12 protein-coding genes are annotated in these 15,179 nt (G+C 65.3%); 3 read left to right on the top strand and 9 right to left on the bottom strand.

Features of this window, described 5'->3' with window-relative positions; genetic code table 11:
* The first annotated feature begins 132 nt into the window (after positions 1–132).
* Positions 133–903, top strand: coding sequence for an SDR family NAD(P)-dependent oxidoreductase (locus ACYQOP_RS05070; protein WP_419953417.1), 771 nt, complete (start codon positions 133–135; stop codon positions 901–903).
* Between the two features lie 111 nt (positions 904–1,014).
* Here the strand turns inward: ACYQOP_RS05070 and ACYQOP_RS05075 are convergent, their stop codons facing one another.
* The 4 genes from ACYQOP_RS05075 to ACYQOP_RS05090 all read right to left on the bottom strand — a co-directional run bounded on the left by ACYQOP_RS05075 (position 1,015) and on the right by ACYQOP_RS05090 (position 5,329).
* On the bottom strand, positions 1,015–1,323 hold the full coding sequence (locus ACYQOP_RS05075; RefSeq protein WP_056428392.1) for a cupin domain-containing protein: 309 nt from the start codon (positions 1,321–1,323) through the stop codon (positions 1,015–1,017).
* 69 nt (positions 1,324–1,392) lie between these two features.
* On the bottom strand, positions 1,393–2,943 hold the full coding sequence (locus ACYQOP_RS05080) for a GMC family oxidoreductase (RefSeq protein ID WP_461221487.1): 1,551 nt from the start codon (positions 2,941–2,943) through the stop codon (positions 1,393–1,395).
* Positions 2,940–4,430, bottom strand: coding sequence for an alpha/beta hydrolase (locus ACYQOP_RS05085; protein WP_461221489.1), 1,491 nt, complete (start codon positions 4,428–4,430; stop codon positions 2,940–2,942). The genes ACYQOP_RS05080 and ACYQOP_RS05085 overlap by 4 nt, the downstream gene beginning before the upstream one ends.
* 38 nt (positions 4,431–4,468) lie before the next feature.
* Positions 4,469–5,329 (bottom strand): bestrophin-like domain, encoded by an 861-nt coding sequence (locus ACYQOP_RS05090; RefSeq protein ID WP_461221491.1) that lies wholly within the window; start codon positions 5,327–5,329, stop codon positions 4,469–4,471.
* 306 nt (positions 5,330–5,635) lie between these two features.
* Between ACYQOP_RS05090 and ACYQOP_RS05095 the strand changes: the two genes are divergently transcribed.
* Both ACYQOP_RS05095 and ACYQOP_RS05100 read left to right on the top strand, forming a co-directional pair.
* Positions 5,636–6,745, top strand: a complete 1,110-nt coding sequence (locus ACYQOP_RS05095) for a sensor histidine kinase (protein WP_461221493.1) — start codon at positions 5,636–5,638, stop codon at positions 6,743–6,745.
* Complete coding sequence (locus ACYQOP_RS05100) at positions 6,742–7,245, top strand: response regulator (RefSeq protein WP_461221494.1); 504 nt, start codon at positions 6,742–6,744, stop codon at positions 7,243–7,245. The genes ACYQOP_RS05095 and ACYQOP_RS05100 overlap by 4 nt, the downstream gene beginning before the upstream one ends.
* Here the strand turns inward: ACYQOP_RS05100 and ACYQOP_RS05105 are convergent.
* The 5 genes from ACYQOP_RS05105 to ACYQOP_RS05125 all read right to left on the bottom strand — a co-directional run bounded on the left by ACYQOP_RS05105 (position 7,242) and on the right by ACYQOP_RS05125 (position 14,572).
* Positions 7,242–9,995, bottom strand: a complete 2,754-nt coding sequence (locus ACYQOP_RS05105; protein ID WP_461221495.1) for a PAS domain-containing protein — start codon at positions 9,993–9,995, stop codon at positions 7,242–7,244. The two genes, ACYQOP_RS05100 and ACYQOP_RS05105, sit on opposite strands and share 4 nt — an antisense overlap.
* A gap of 236 nt (positions 9,996–10,231) precedes the next feature.
* Positions 10,232–11,530 (bottom strand): type III glutamate--ammonia ligase, encoded by a 1,299-nt coding sequence (glnT, locus tag ACYQOP_RS05110; protein ID WP_056428409.1) that lies wholly within the window; start codon positions 11,528–11,530, stop codon positions 10,232–10,234.
* Between the two features lie 83 nt (positions 11,531–11,613).
* Complete coding sequence (locus ACYQOP_RS05115; protein WP_082470585.1) at positions 11,614–12,990, bottom strand: FMN-binding glutamate synthase family protein; 1,377 nt, start codon at positions 12,988–12,990, stop codon at positions 11,614–11,616.
* On the bottom strand, positions 12,990–13,679 hold the full coding sequence (locus ACYQOP_RS05120) for a GltB/FmdC/FwdC-like GXGXG domain-containing protein (RefSeq protein ID WP_056428416.1): 690 nt from the start codon (positions 13,677–13,679) through the stop codon (positions 12,990–12,992). Before ACYQOP_RS05120 ends, ACYQOP_RS05115 begins: the two co-directional genes overlap by 1 nt.
* Positions 13,679–14,572 carry a class II glutamine amidotransferase gene (locus tag ACYQOP_RS05125; protein WP_056454435.1) on the bottom strand — a complete coding sequence of 298 codons (894 nt, stop codon included), beginning with the start codon at positions 14,570–14,572 and terminating at the stop codon, positions 13,679–13,681. Before ACYQOP_RS05125 ends, ACYQOP_RS05120 begins: the two co-directional genes overlap by 1 nt.
* Between the last annotated feature and the right edge of the window lie 607 nt (positions 14,573–15,179).

A 15,179-nucleotide genomic window follows, 5' to 3' on the forward strand; every position in this document is an offset into this window, starting at 1 on the left:
GGGAGGGACGTCCCTCCCCGCCGATGCCGCATCCCGGGAACCGCGTTTTCCTCGGCCCATTGTCCTGAAGATCACGGGTGATCGCCGGCCACGCAATGGCCGCGCACCCCTTCTCGCACGGATGGGACAGACATGAAGTTGCAGGGCAAACGCGCTCTGATCACCGGGGCGGATTCCGGTATCGGACAGGCTGCGGCCGAGTTGTTCGCGCGCGAAGGCGCGGACGTGGCGATCACCTACAACACCGATGCGGACGGCGCGCGGGAGACCGCGCGCCGGGTCGAGGCCGCCGGGCGCAGATGCCTGGTGATCCAGGACGATGTCGGTGACCCGGCCTCCGTCGAGGCGACCTTCGCCAAGGTGGCGGCCGAGTTCGGCGTTCTCGATATTCTCGTCAACAATGCCGGCCAGGCCATGAGCGGCATGCCGGTGGCCGAGATGGACGACGGCAAGCTCGAACAGATCCTGCGGGTCAACCTGATGGGGCCGGTCTTCTGTGCCCGTGCCTTCATCAAGGTCCGGCGGGCCCATGGCGGGCGGGGGAAGATCGTCATCGTCTCGTCGGTGGCCCAGCACCTGCCGACGCCGGAAAGCGCGCCCTACGGCATGTCGAAGGCCGGCGTCGGCTCGCTCTGCCGCAGCCTGTCGCGCGAACTCGCCGAGGACAAGATCAACGTCAACAACGTCGCCCCCGGCCTGATCGAGACGCCGATGACCAGCGACCGGTTCGAGAACCCCGAGAAGCTCGAAGCCTCCCTGGAGCGCATCCCGTGGCACCGCGCCGGCCAGCCCGACGACATCGCCAAGGCGATCCTCTACCTCGCCTCGGACGACGCCGATTACGTCACCGGCCATACCCTCGTGGTGGATGGCGGCCTGACCATGCAATGGGGCGGCGCGTAGGGCGGGTCTCTCTTCGGGAACGGAATATCGAAAAGGGCCGGATCGCGATCGATCCGGCCCCTCTCATGTCTGGTCTCACGTCGCCGCCTTGGGTTCGGCGGGTATTGCCGTTTACGCGGCCGGCGGAGCGGTGGCCTCGACCGCCGTGAACTCTTCGAGGATCGTGTAGGTGTGCTCGGCCTCGGCCGGGACGAGCCAGGAATCGCCGGGCTCCAGGGTCACCGTCTCGCCGCCGACCGTGAGTTCGGCGCGGCCGGAAATGACGTATCCCACCGTCTCGTAGGGCCGGCTGGCGCTCGGCTTGTCGTCCGTCGGCGGCTCGTGACGCCACATCCGCATGGCGACCCGCTCACCCTTGGCGAGGCGGATTTCGCCATGCGCATCCGCGCGGGCATTCGTCGTGGAAATTTTCGTGGTCATGGCGCTTGAAACCTCGTCGCGTTGCGGTGAATCCAACCGGGGAATGGCGGTGGCGTTCCTGATGAATCCTCAGGAGGGATGCCCGAGGAACGCCTCGGCCGAGCGCAGGGCCAGCGCCATGATGGTCAAGGCCGGGTTGGCGGCCAGCGAACTCGGGAAGGTCGATCCGTCGCTGATCCAGAGGTTCGGAATCTCGAAGCTCCGGCCATGGGGATCGACCACGGCGCTGTCGCCATCCATGCCCATCCGGCAGGTGCCGATCGTGTGCGCGACGCGCTCCAGCACCCAGATGTCGGTGGCGCCGGCGGCTTCCCAGATCGCCTTCATGGTCCGCGTCGCATGGGCGTTCAGCCGGTCCTCGTTGGAGGAAAAGCCGAAATCGATCTGCGCCTTGCGTATCCCGAACGCGTCCACCTCGTCGGCGAGGACCAGCACGTTGGCGTCGCAGGGCAGGGTCTCACCGTTGATCCCGATGCCCGCCATGTGGTTGTAACGATTGAGATGTTCGGTCAGCGCCCGCCCCCAAAGGCCGCGCCCCCGCGCCACCGAGTTGCCCCAGGTGACCGGCAGGACGCCGAGACTCTGCATCAGGTAGCCGCCCGCGAAATCCGCATCATTGGGCCGGACCATGTCCTCGCTGATGAGCGACGAGGGATAGCCCCGGTTCATCCGCATCTCGGCCTCGAACGTCCCCCAGACCTGTGTCGCCACATGGCCCATATAGTTGCGGCCGACCTGACCGCTGCCGTTGGCGAGCCCGAGATGCAGGAGGAGCCGGGGCGTCTCCACGGCGCCGGCGCAGAGGTAGACTGCCGCGCAACGCTGCCGATGATCGATGCCGCCATGCCGGTAGATCACCGACGTGATCCGGCCCTCGCGGTCACGCTCGAGCTCGTGCACGCGGCAATCGGGGCGGATTTCCGCGCCATTGGAGACCGCATGCGGCAGGTAGGTCACATCCATGCTGGTCTTGGCGCCGGTGCGACAGCCCTGGTGGCAGTAGCCGCAGCTGATGCAGCCCCGGCGCAGGCCGCCGCCCTCCTGGGAGAAGTCGCGCGAGACGACGGCTGCAGGCGAGTCGGCGGTTCGAATGCCGAGCCGGTCGCAGGCTAGGCCCATCACCTGCGCCGGCGCGTTGCGCGGGACCGGTGAGAGAGGATAGCGCCGGCCGGGATCCCAGGGGTACTGGGAGGAGCCGGACACGCCGATAAACGCCTCGACGCGCTCATAAAATGGCAGCAAGTCGTCGTAATCGAGCGGCCAATCCACGCCCATCCCGGTCTCGGAGTGAAGACGCAGGTCGCGCTCGTCGGCGCGCGGCGTGAAAGCCCCCCAATGCAGGGTCGAGCCACCAACCCCGGTCCCGCTGTTGTTGGCGCCGAAGGCCTCCGGTGTCGAACCGCCGCTGAGGCGTTCCTCGGTCCAGTAAATCTCATCCGCGAGCGTTTCGTCGAACGCGAACTGGGTGGGATCGAAGTTCGGTCCCGCCTCCAGGGCGACGACCGTGAGCCCTGCCGCTGCGAGACGGGCGAGCACGGGCGCGCCGCCCGCCCCCGTGCCGATGACGACCACATCGACGATGTCATCGGTTGCGTAGCGACGCATCGCATCGAGCTTCACAGACCGATCTCCCCGCCGGTCTTACCCAGGGCGGCGGATTCCCATGGTTCAGGGTCACCGATCCCCACCCGCACGAAGCCGGGCATACGATCGGTGTCGTCGCCACCCGCGCCGATCCCGCCGAAGCCGATCCGCGCGAGGCTGGCGGGATGGGCCAGATAGATCCGTACCGCGTCACTGCGCAGATCCTCGAACCACAGGCTCATTCTTTCGGCGTCGAACCCCTGCCTCGGCCCTTCGGGCGAGAGCCGCTCGCCGGCTGAGGCCGCGTGCAGGAGGGCGTCCTGATCGGCCCCGCCGAGGGACAGGAAGCCCGTCTCGTGGACGGATCTCGCGGCGGCATCGAGCGTGCTCAGCGCGACACGGTAAGCCTCGCCGTCCTCCGGCAGCTTGGCGAAGCGCCAACCATCCCCGGTTCCAGCAGCGAGCCGGGCCTCGATCCGTGCAGCAATGTCGATCCGGCCGGCATCGCCCTGCGGGAGCACCCGGTCGAGGACGGCGCGAAGGAGGGCGAGTTCCATGAGGTCGAACCATGTGGACCGGCACTCCGAAGCATCGGGCTCGGCGCGGGCGATGAGCGCCGCCCTCAGACGGCTGTTCACCCGTTTGGAATCGATCAGCGCGCGGTAGGGCTGCGGCACCTCCGGTGAGATAGACCGTCGCGCCGCCCCCTCCGCGACGAGATCTGTAATGAGCTCGGCCACCGCCTCCGGTCGCTCCAGGGGCAGGAGATGTCCTGCACCGTCGAGGGCAACGAGGCGGCCGGATGCCAGGTGAGGAAGCGTCAGGGCCTCCTGCGCTGTAGCGCCGAGATCGGCATCCTCGGTTCCGCCGACGACCACGGCCGGTATGCGCAGGATGCCGATCCGGCGGCGCCAATCCTCGCGGGAGCCATCGCGAAGCCATGCCGTCCAGGCGGCGGGAGCGGCACGCAGCACATCCTCGATCGCCCGGGTTCGACGCGGTTCGTCGAGGCGCGCACCGGTGTTCTGGTCGATGAACTCGCCTGCCTTGCGCCGGCGGGTCTCCGCATCCGCGGAAATCCAGCCCAACATCTCCTGCCGCTTGTCGTCGGACATCGGCTCTGGACTCGGTGGCGAACCGCCGAGCAGGACCAGCCCGGCGAGCCCCGCCAGATCCGGCGCCCCGTCCTCGGCGCGCCGGGCGATAGCCAGTGCCACCTTGGCACCCATGCTATGGCCGGCGAGATACCATCGTTCCCCGGGATCGGCGGCCGTAATGCGGGCAGCCACATAATCCGCCATCGCATCCACCGTGTAGCCCGGGACGGCAGCCGCATCACCGAACCCCGGCAGGTCGAGCGCGACCAGACGAACGGCGCCATCGAGACAGGCTGCGACCGGCTCCCATTCCCGCGCGCTTCCGCCGAGGAAATGCAGGCAGACCAACGTGGATGGGCCGCCGGTACCCAGGCCCGGGATGACCGGGGCACCGGCGGTGGTATTGGAAGCGGGACGATTTGGCATCAGCCCGAACTCGGGCGCGTGCCCTCCCGATCAAGGGCTTAATCCCCCACCGAGCTTGCGGCATGGCGTCCGTCCACTCCGATCCGCATCGTGAGCGTCAGGGGGGCCGACCCCTCTCTCAATCCCGATCTCAGTTCGAGGAAAAGGTCCTCCGAGATGGAATCGTAGCCATAATACGGCCAGTCGATGGCGACGATCATCGTCATGGCCAGAGCGATGGAGAAGGAGAGGAGGCAGCTCATCAACAGATGAGCCGCGAAATTTTCGACACCGAACAGGACGGCGAAAGCGATCATTGAGATCGAGCCGAGAAGCACGACGGCCCAGACGATCCGGTCGACGCCATTGATGGCCAGATCGCTTCGTCCGCGATGGAGATCGTAGAGATCGTCGATGTGCTTGCGAAAGTCCTTCACCGTGAGAACGTCCGCCAGATCCTTCAGCGGCAGCGCTGCAGCATCGAGCCATAGGCGGTGGAGCACCCGAGTTCCCGCGACGGGCCGCTCCGCCCGTCTCGACTGGGGCCACTCCTCCTCGATCACCACCTGAACGTCAGTCGCCAGATGAGCAGGCATGGCAGCACGGTTCGGTTCGGGAAGGGTCGTCACCTCCCGCGCCAGTCTCGCGACTTTATCGGCCTCCTCGAAAACGAGGGTTTCGGCACGGTCCTTCCGCGTCATGACGGTGATCGCCAGGGAAGAGATCAAGATCGCGTGGATGACACCGACGACGGCGATGAAGAAGCCGGCGATATCGTTGTGGGACCGCCGACGATCCTTCTTCCAAACCCTGTCGACCATCAGGACGGCCGACACCGTGCCACCCACGGAGATGGAGCTGATGATGCAGGCCATCTGCCAGATCGGCGCGCCATAGAGGAAATTGACGAAATCCATCATGCTCCGAGCCTGCGGTCTCGCATCGGCACGACGTCGCCCTGGCAAAGTGACATTCCGGCAAGTTCCGGCTTCGGCAGAGGCTCAAACGGGGGCTCACCTGCCCATGCGCACATCGACTGTGCAACCGAATGCGGTTGGGCGGAACAAAGCCTCGCTCCTCGCACTTTCGCCTGTCGTCCCTTGAGGTTTTCGAGGATTTCAAGGATTTCGAGGATAGCCGGATACCCCTCGCCGGACCATGGCGAACCCGTTAAGATCTTGCGGCGCACCATCGGGTGTTGCCCATCTTCGCAGAGAGCCCGCTCCGTGCCGACCCGGCCGCCCTTCCTGTCCTCCGCCGAAGCATCGACATCCCTGCCGACGTTGCGCCGCGGCTTGCAGCTGCACGAGACCGAGCGCCGTCTGAACGCAGTGCTGAACAATGCGTCGGTGGCCATCTTCCTGATGGATGACAGGCAGCATTGCGTCTACATGAACCGCGCCGCCGAACTGCTCACCGGCTTCACCGTCGGGGAAGTGCTCGCGCGCGATTGCCCGCTTCACGACATCGTCCACCACACCTATCCCGACGGCCGCCCGTTCCCGCTGGAGGAATGCGCCATCGACCGTGCCTTCCCGGAGAACAACCAGGAACGCGGCGAAGAAGTGTTCGTCCACAAGGACGGGCATTTCTACCCTGTCGGGTTCACCGCGAGCCCGATCCGTGACGACGCCGCCAAAATTATCGGCACGATCATCGAGGTCCGCGACATCACCGAGGAGAAGGCGGCAGCCGAGCGGCAGAGGCTGCTGACCAACGAGCTGAACCATCGGGTGAAGAACACGCTGGCCACCGTCCAGTCCATCGCGGCGCAGACCTTCCGCGCCATTTCCGACCAGCCGGCCCGCGCCGTATTCGACGCTCGTGTCACGGCCTTGTCGAACGCTCACAACGTCCTGACCGAATCCAACTGGGAGAGCGCCAGCCTCATCGGCGTCGTCGAGCGGGCGATCGCGCCCCACGCGGTGGCGGAGGCCGACGCGAACCGGTTCCAGATCACCGGCCCGGATACCCGTCTTCATCCCAAGGTAGCCGTGACACTGGCCATGGCGTTGCACGAACTGATGACGAACGCCGCCAAGTTCGGTGCTCTTTCCGTGCCCGAGGGCAGGGTCACCGTCGTTTGGACGCTGAAACCCGATGGGGCGCGCGAGCGCCTTTCCCTCACCTGGACGGAGACGGGTGGCCCGGAAGTGGCTCCCCCGACGCGCAGGGGTTTCGGTTCCCGTCTTGTCGAGCGACAATTGCCCTTGGAGTTCGACGGCAACGCCGCGATCGATTTCGCACCAACCGGAGTTGTCTGTCGCCTCGATATCCCGCTGACGGCCTTGGGCTGGCATGGGCAGGAGATCGTGACGGGGCGACCCGGCTCATGAGCATGCTCGAGGGGCGCCGCGTCCTGCTGGTGGAAGACGAAAGCCTGGTGGCGATGCTCGCCGAGGACATGCTGCTCGATCTCGGCTGCGAGGTCGTGATCGCCATGCGCCTCGAACAGGCATTGAGGAACCTGCAAGCGGAGACATTCGATCTCGCTGTCCTGGACGTGAATCTCGGTGACGCGCGCAGTTATCCCGTAGCCGACAAGCTGTTCGAGCGCTGCATCCCATTCCTCTTCGCCACAGGCTACGGGGCGGCCGGTGTCGAGCCCGCCTATCGTACCGTCCCGGTGATGCAGAAGCCCTACCAGAAGGACGACCTGGAGACGCTGTTGCAGCATCTCCTGACCTGCGAGATGTCGCAGCGGAAGACCGAAGCCGGATCGCTCGGTTGCAGTTGCACGCCCCACTCGAATGGGCGGGGCGCAATCAAATCCAGGCAGACTGACCCCCGGTTCCAACCTCCTAGCGCGCGTCGGTGCGCGATGCCGGCCGCCTAGTGGAAATCGGGCGGGGTATCGACGGCTTGCAAACCCTTCAATGAAGCTTCGAGCGTGCAGACCACGCCGGACATGCGGTAATCGAGGGAAACCTCACCGCCGAAATTGCCGGCCAAGCCGCGCGATATCAGCCGCGTGCCGAACCCCGTCCGCGTCGGCGGCTGCACTGGAGGCCCGCCGGCTTCGACCCAGCGCAGCAGCACCCGGTCGCTGCCGTCGCTCTCATGCGGGCGGATCTCCCAGAGGATGGTGATGCTACCCTTCGCGGCGGAGAGCGCGCCGTATTTGGCTGCGTTCGTCGCGAGTTCGTGGAGGATGAGAGCGAGCGACATCGCGGCCTTGGCGCCGACATTCAGCGCGGGTCCACGAACGGTGAACCGGTCCGGCTTGTCCTTGTGAGGCTCCAGCGTGCTCTCGATCAGCGTCTTGAGGGGCGTATCGCCGAGCGAGCCGCCGAGGAGCAGGTCGTGGGATTTGCCGAGAGCGATCAGACGACCCGCCAGCACGTCCTTCGCGGTGGCGATGTCGGTGGCGTTGCGCATGGTCTGCGTGGCGATGGATTGCACCATCGCCAGCATGTTCTTCATGCGATGGCTGAGTTCGAGGTTGAGCACGCGCTGCTGCGCTTCCGCCTCGATCCGCGCGATCGCAGCGCGGGTCCGGTCGGCGACGTTGCGGACGAAACCGATTTCCTCGGTCGTCCAGGCATGGGGCACGTCCTTGGCCGCGTACAGCAAGGCCATGAAACGTCCGTGCTCCATGACGGGCAAGTTCAAGAGCGATCGGATGCTGATGGGGATGAGCGAGGCTGCATCCGCCACCGTTCGCGGATCTGAGGTGACATCCTCAATCAGGACTGTCCCGCCGGTTTTCAGCTCATCGATGTACGAGCCGTATTCCCGGAAGTGATGAAGTCCGTCGATACGGGGAATATTCTGGGCGGACCAGCCCCGGCCGATGAGGATGGTCTCGCGATCCTGGTCCACCGCGCCGTAGCCGGCATGGGACAGTCCGAGGGTACGGCCAACGATCTCGGCCGCGGTGAAGGAGATCGTGACAGGATCGCTCAGATGGCGAAGGCGGTCACCGAGTTCCGCGATGGCGAGGCGGCGGGTCTCGTTCTGTGCGCGTTCGGTGACATCGAGAAAGAGACAACTGAAGCGCTGGTCGCTCTCATGGCCAGCTCGAACCTCGAAGCTGCGGTCGAGAGCGGCGACCGTGATCTCGAACAGGGTTGGCTCGCCCGTATCGACGACGGTCGCATAGCGGTCGATCACCCATTGCTCGATATCGGGCACGAGTTCGCGGATGGTCCGGCCGACACTGTCGTCGGGAAGGCCCGATTGCCGAGCGAAAGCCAGGTTGATCTCCAAGAATCGGTAATCCAGCGGCCGTCCCGCCGCGTCGCGGATGAGCTCGGCAAGAAAGAAGCCTTCCTGCATGCTGGTGAACAGGCCGCGCCAGCGTGCCTCGCTGGCGCTGATCAGCTGCTCGGCATTCTTCTGGACGGTGATGTCGCGCGAGACCGACAGCAAACGCTCCGGCTGCCCTTCGGCGTCGAGGATTGGCGTAACCTGCACATCCCACCACCGGAGATTTCCCGCCATGGTGTTGGCGAGGCCCTGGAAATGGCCCGTGCGCCCGGCCTTGGCGGCAGCGACAGCCTCCCGAGCCTGGATGTGACCTTGATCTTGCCAGAAATCGGGCCAGGGACAGTTCTTGATCGCGTTGAAGTCGCTGACTTCCATCACGCGCATCCCGCCTTCGCTCATGAAGGTGAGCCTCGTGTCGAGGTCCAGCACCTTGATGCAATCGGCCGAAGAGGCCAGGACGCTGCGCATGAACTCGGCGTCGTTGTGCTGCTTCTGGCTCGCGAGACGCTGTTCCGTGCGATCCCGCAGGATCTTGATGAAGCCCTCGGGATTCCCGTCTTCGTTCCTCAGCGGCATCATCTCGCCGAGGCCCCAGAACAGGGACCCATCCTTCCGCTTGTGCCAGCGCTCGTCGCTGGCCCGGCCATGCATCAGCGCCGCGCCCATCTCCTGCTCGGGCAAGCCGTTCTCGATGTCCTCCGCTGTGAAGAAGACATGGGCGTACTCGCCGCACATCTCCGCCTCGGTCCAGCCGAGGACGCGCTCCGCCCCGGTGTTCCAGCTCGTGACCTGGCCGGACAGGTCCATCGAGATGATGCCGTAATCGACAGCGCTCTCCAGGATCGCCTTGTTGAGCCGGTCGCTCTCGCGCCGGTCCTGGAGGGCCCGCCGTAGATCGAGGAGGGCCATCACCTGCTTGGCCAGAGTGCGCAGGATGAGCATCTGCGCCGGGGTGAGGCTGTTCGGCTTGGTGTCGAGGACGCACAGCGTTCCGAGGGTCACGCCATCCGCCGTCTGCAGCGGTACGCCGGCATAGAAGCGTACGTGTGATTCGCCGGTGACCAGGGGATTCGTGGCGGTCCGCTCGTCGCGGGTCGTGTCGGAAATCTCGAACACCGCGTCCTGTTCACGGACGGCATAGCGGCAGATCGAGGAGGAGATCGGAGTCTCCCTCTGGCCGAACCCGGTCTCGGCCTTGAACCATTGCCGTTCGCCATCGAGCAGGGAAATCAGCGAGATTGGCACATTGCAGGCCGCCGACGCCGCTTTCACGATATCGTCGAAATCAGCCTCGGCCTCGGTATCGAGGATGCCATAGCGTGCGAGGGCCGCACGACGGTGGGCCTCGATGCCCGCACTGTTGTCGTCGTGGTCCACAGAGCTTTCCTGCCCGCATTCGTCTTATTCGGACCGAAAAGCCGAGATCCGCCGGTTCATGCGCCGAAATTCCAAGACGGGCAACCGGCTGCGATATGTCCCTCACCATGCTTATCATCAAGAGCGATCCAGGTCGAAAGCGGCGCAGGACGGCCGCTCTCGGACGACGGTTGGGTCGAGGAGCGAAACGACACCTCGCACTCATGGGCTCCCGGAAACCGGCCGGGAGCCTTCCGTCAGCAGTCGAGCGTGGTGTCGCGCTCCCACTGCGTCAGATGGCGCGAATAGGCGTTCCATTCCTCGGTCTTGAGCTTGAGATAGCTGGGCACGAAGCTGCCGAGGGATTGAGCGAGGACGTCCGACTGTTCGAGCGCCCGCATGGCGTCGAGCATGTTGAGCGGCAGGCGCTTGACGCCCTCGACCATGTGACCGTCCGTGTACATGTTGATGTCGAGCCGCTTGCCCGGATCGCGCCGGTTGCGCAGGCCATCGAGGCCGGCAGCGAGGAGACCTGCCTGGAGCAGGTAAGGGTTCGCGGCGCCGTCGGCGAGACGGAACTCGAAGCGCCCGCCATCGGGGATGCGGATCATGTGGGTGCGGTTGTTACCCGTATAGGTCACCGTATTGGGGGCCCAGGTCGCGCCGGATGTGGTGCGCGGGGCGTTGATGCGCTTGTAGGAATTGACGCAAGGGTTGGTGATGGCAGCGAGCGCATCGGCCGAGTGAATCAGGCCGCCGATGAAGTGGTAGCCCTCCCGCGACATCCCGATCTCGTCCGACGGATCGGAGAAGACGTTGCGCTCCCCGTTCCACAGTGAGACGTGGGCGTGGCAGCCGGAGCCGGTCAGGTCCATGAAGGGCTTGGGCATGAAGGTCGCCCGAAGTCCGTGCTTCTCGGCGATCGAGCGGGTCATGTACTTGAAAAAGGCGTGCCGGTCGGCCGTGACGAGGGCGTCGTCGTAGTCCCAGTTCATCTCGAACTGGCCGTTCGCGTCCTCATGGTCGTTCTGGTACGGCTTCCACCCGAGGGTCAGCATCGCATCGCAGATCTCGGTGATCACGTCGTAGCGGCGCATGAGGGCCGACTGGTCGTAGCAGGGCTTCATCTGCCGGTCTGCCATGTCGGCGGGTTCGGAACCGTCGGGCGTGATCAGGAAGAACTCGCACTCTACGCCGGTCTTCATCTGAAGGCCGTCCCGCGCCGCGTCCTTGATGAGACGCTTCAGGATGTTGCGCGGCCCCTGCTCCACGGGCTTGCCACCCATGACGAGGTCGGCGGGCAACCAGCCGACCTCCGGCTTCCAGGGTAACTGAATCAGGCCCGCCGCATCGGGGACGGCCAGGAGGTCGGCATCGGCCGGGCTCATGTCGAGCCATGTGGCGAAGCCTGCGAACCCCGCGCCGTTCCGACAGGTGCTGGCGATGGCGGCGGCCGGGACGAGCTTGGCGCGCTGGGTTCCGAACAGGTCCGTGTAGGATACGAGGAAATACTTGATGCCACGCTCTTTTGCGACGGCTTCGAGATCCGGGGTCATGGCGTCACCCTGCGTTGCGTCGTGCGGCCGATCGCGGCCATGCGGTGGAGAAAAGGCCGCCCTTAAGGGGCGGCCTTGCGTGGTCAGAAGCCGGTCTTTCCGGGAATCCAGCTGGTGCCGGCCATCGGAACCTGCGCCATGGCGGCAGCTTCGATGGTGAGCGCCACGAGGTCCTCGGGTTCGAGGTTGTGCAGGTGGCTCTTGCCGCAGGCACGCGCGATGGTCTGCGCTTCCAGCGTCATCACCGCGAGGTAATTGGCGAGACGCCGGCCAGCCAGAACCGGATCGAGGCGCTTGGCCAGTTCGGGATCCTGCGTCGTGATGCCGGCGGGATCCTTGCCCTCGTGCCAGTCGTCATAAGCGCCGGCGGTGGTGCCGAGGGCCTGGTAATCGGCCTCCCAGCGTGGATCGTTGTCGCCGAGGGCGATGAGCGCCGCCGTGCCGATGGCGACGGCATCCGCGCCCAGAGCCAGAGCCTTGGCCACATCGGCTCCCGAACGCACACCGCCCGAGACGACGAGCTGCACCTTCCGGTGCAGACCGAGATCCTGCAGCGCCTGCACCGCGGGGCGGATCGCCGCCAGGATCGGAATGCCCACATGCTCGATGAACACGTCCTGCGTCGCGGCTGTCCCGCCCTGCATGCCGTCGAGGACAACCACGTCGGCGCCGGACTTGGCTGCGAGCGCAGTGTCGTAATAGGGCCGCGAGGCGCCGACCTTCACGTAGATCGGCTTCTCACCATCGGTGATCTCGCGCAGTTCCTCGATCTTGATCTCGAGATCGTCCGGCCCGGTCCAGTCGGGGTGGCGGCAGGCCGAGCGCTGGTCGACGCCCGGGGGCAGGCAGCGCATGCCCGCGACACGCTCGGTGATCTTCTGGCCGAGCAGCATGCCGCCGCCGCCGGGCTTGGCGCCCTGGCCGATGACGATCTCGATCGCGTCCGCCTTCCGTAGGTCGTCCGGGTTCATGCCGTAGCGCGAGGGCAGGTACTGATAGACCAACGTCTGAGAATGCCCGCGCTCCTCCTGCGTCATGCCGCCGTCGCCGGTGGTGGTCGAGGTGCCAGCGAGCGTGGCTCCGCGCCCAAGGGCTTCCTTGGCCTGGGCGGAGAGCGAGCCGAAGCTCATTCCAGCGATGGTGATCGGTGTCTTGAGGTGGATCGGCTTCGAGGCGAAACGAGCGCCCAGCACCACCTCGGTGCCACAGCGTTCTCGGTACCCCTCCAGCGGGTAGCGACTGATGGAGGCACCGAGGAACAGGAGGTCGTCGAAATGCGGCAGCTTGCGCTTCGCCCCGGCCCCCCGGATGTCATAGATGCCGGTTGCGGCGGCGCGGCGGATCTCGGACATCACGTCGGGCGTGTAGGTCGCCGAGAAGCGGGGCTTGGTGCGCGGCAAGGGGCGCGCATCCTTAAGGGTAGGATCCTTGAGGGTCGGGTCCTTGGGAGTCTCGGCCATCAGTAGGCTCCGGCGTTGTCGACGTTGAAATGATAGAGGCGGCGCGCGGAGCCGTAGCGCCGGAATTCCGACGGGCTCACCTCGCCCGCCAGTCCGGCGGCCTTGAGCTTGGCGTAAAGCTGTTCGCGGTGCTCGTCGCGCATCTCCTTCTCGATGCAATCGGCACCCAGACTCTTGACCGAGCCGCGCACGTAGAGCCGCGCTTCGTAGAGGGAATCGCCCAGCGCCTCGCCGGCATCGCCCAGAACGGTCAGGGTTCCGGCCTGGGCCATGAAGGCCGACATGTGGCCGATCGAGCCCTTCACGACGATATCGACGCCCTTCATCGAGATGCCGCAGCGCGCGCCTGCATTGCCGTCGATCACCAGCAGGCCACCATGAGCCGTGGCGCCGGCCGATTGGCTGGCGTCTCCTCGCACATGGACGAAGCCCGACATCATGTTTTCGGCGACACCCACGCCCGCATTGCCGTTGATCACGACGCTGGCGAGCTTATTCATGCCGGCACAGTAATAGCCGACATTCCCCTCGATCTCGACGGAGATGGGCGCATCGAGGCCCACCGCGATGGCGTGGCGACCATCCGGACCGGTGATGGTCCAATGGGTCTCGTTGGTGTCGGGGCGCAGGGCGTGCAGCGCCCGGTTGAGGTCGCGCAGGGGCGCCTGGTTGAGATCGTAGGACGACATCAGTGACGCTCCCAGGCGTAGACCTTGGCGGGTTCGGGCTCGAAGACGCGGGCGGAGGCGATGCCGGGCAGACCCACGAGGGCCCGGTATTCGGAGCCGAACGCCACGTAATCGTCGGTCTCGGCCATCACCGCAGGCTTGCAGGCGATCGGATCGCGCACGACGGCGAAGCCCGTCTCGGTCCCGACCACGAAAGTGAAGAAACCGTCGAGATCCGACAGGCTCGATTCCAGGGCCTGCTGGAGGGACGCCCCCTCGCGCATGCGCCAGCTGAGGTAGCCGGCCGCGACCTCGGTGTCGTTCTTGGTGGCGAAGGTGAGCCCCTCGCGCTCGAGGCGGCGGCGCATGTCGTTGTGGTTAGACAGCGAACCGTTATGGACCAGGCATTCGTCGATGCCGGTAGAGAACGGGTGCGCGCCATTGGTGGTGACCGCGCTCTCCGTGGCCATGCGCGTATGACCGATCCCGTGGGTGCCGGTCATGCCGGCGAGATCGAACCGCTCGGCCACGGAGGCCGGTAGCCCGACCTCCTTGTAGATCTCCATGCGCCGGCCGGCGCTGACCACGTCGATGCCGGGCGCCTCCTTCTTGAGCCACGCGCGGATCCGCCCCTCGCGCTCAGCGGGCACGGAAATGACGGTATGAGTGTCGCGTTCAATCTTGTCGAAGGTGAATGTGAGAGCCTCTTCCAGACCGGAGATCGCCTTCCGCAGCGCTGCCTGATCCGCACCACGAAGGGTGAGCTTCACGCCGTCACTGTCCGATCCGTAAACGGCGAAGCCAGCACTATCGGGACCGCGATCCGTCATGGTCGCGAGCATCTTGGACAGAAGCGAGCCAAGCTGCGGCTCAAGCTTTGAGTTCTTCAAGTACAACCCGACTATACCGCACATCGCACTTTCCCGCTTCCACCGAGCATGTTGATCGTTGCTCTCACATTCCAACCGACCCGTCAACTATCGGTCACAAAAAATTCTTCCGGGGAAATATTGGGGTGACCGATCATCTGCCGCCCGAACAGAGGCGCCTTTCTGTGAGGCACGTTGCGAAAAGGACAAATGCTCGCAGCGAGATTCGCCTGGCCAGCACAGCGCCCTGCAAGTTTACCGCTCTGAAGAACTGTATCGCTGAGAACAAGGCCTCGTTACGATACGCTTATCCTCGTCAAATAGGTCCGACGCGACCTGTAGCGACGAGAACACCTGCTCGCCGGAACGACGAAAATTCCCTTCAAGAAATCGGGTTTCGCGAAAAGCGTGAGGCCGTCAAGTCCTGACGAAGGGAGAATGTGTCCCTTCATCATAAGAGAAAGTGATGGCTCACGAGCGAGTGACGAGGTCACCGCCCACCCCTCTCCACCATCAAGCGAGGGCTGAGAAACACTTGACTCTCTCAAGGGACAGGCAAGAAAGTTCAATATGCGTGCACTGCGCCACCAATTTAGGCATTGACAAGGGCCTATTCTCGGCAGGATCTTTCCAGAAAGGAACCCTGGGTTCT

The organism is Methylobacterium sp. CM6247, from assembly GCF_054817925.1.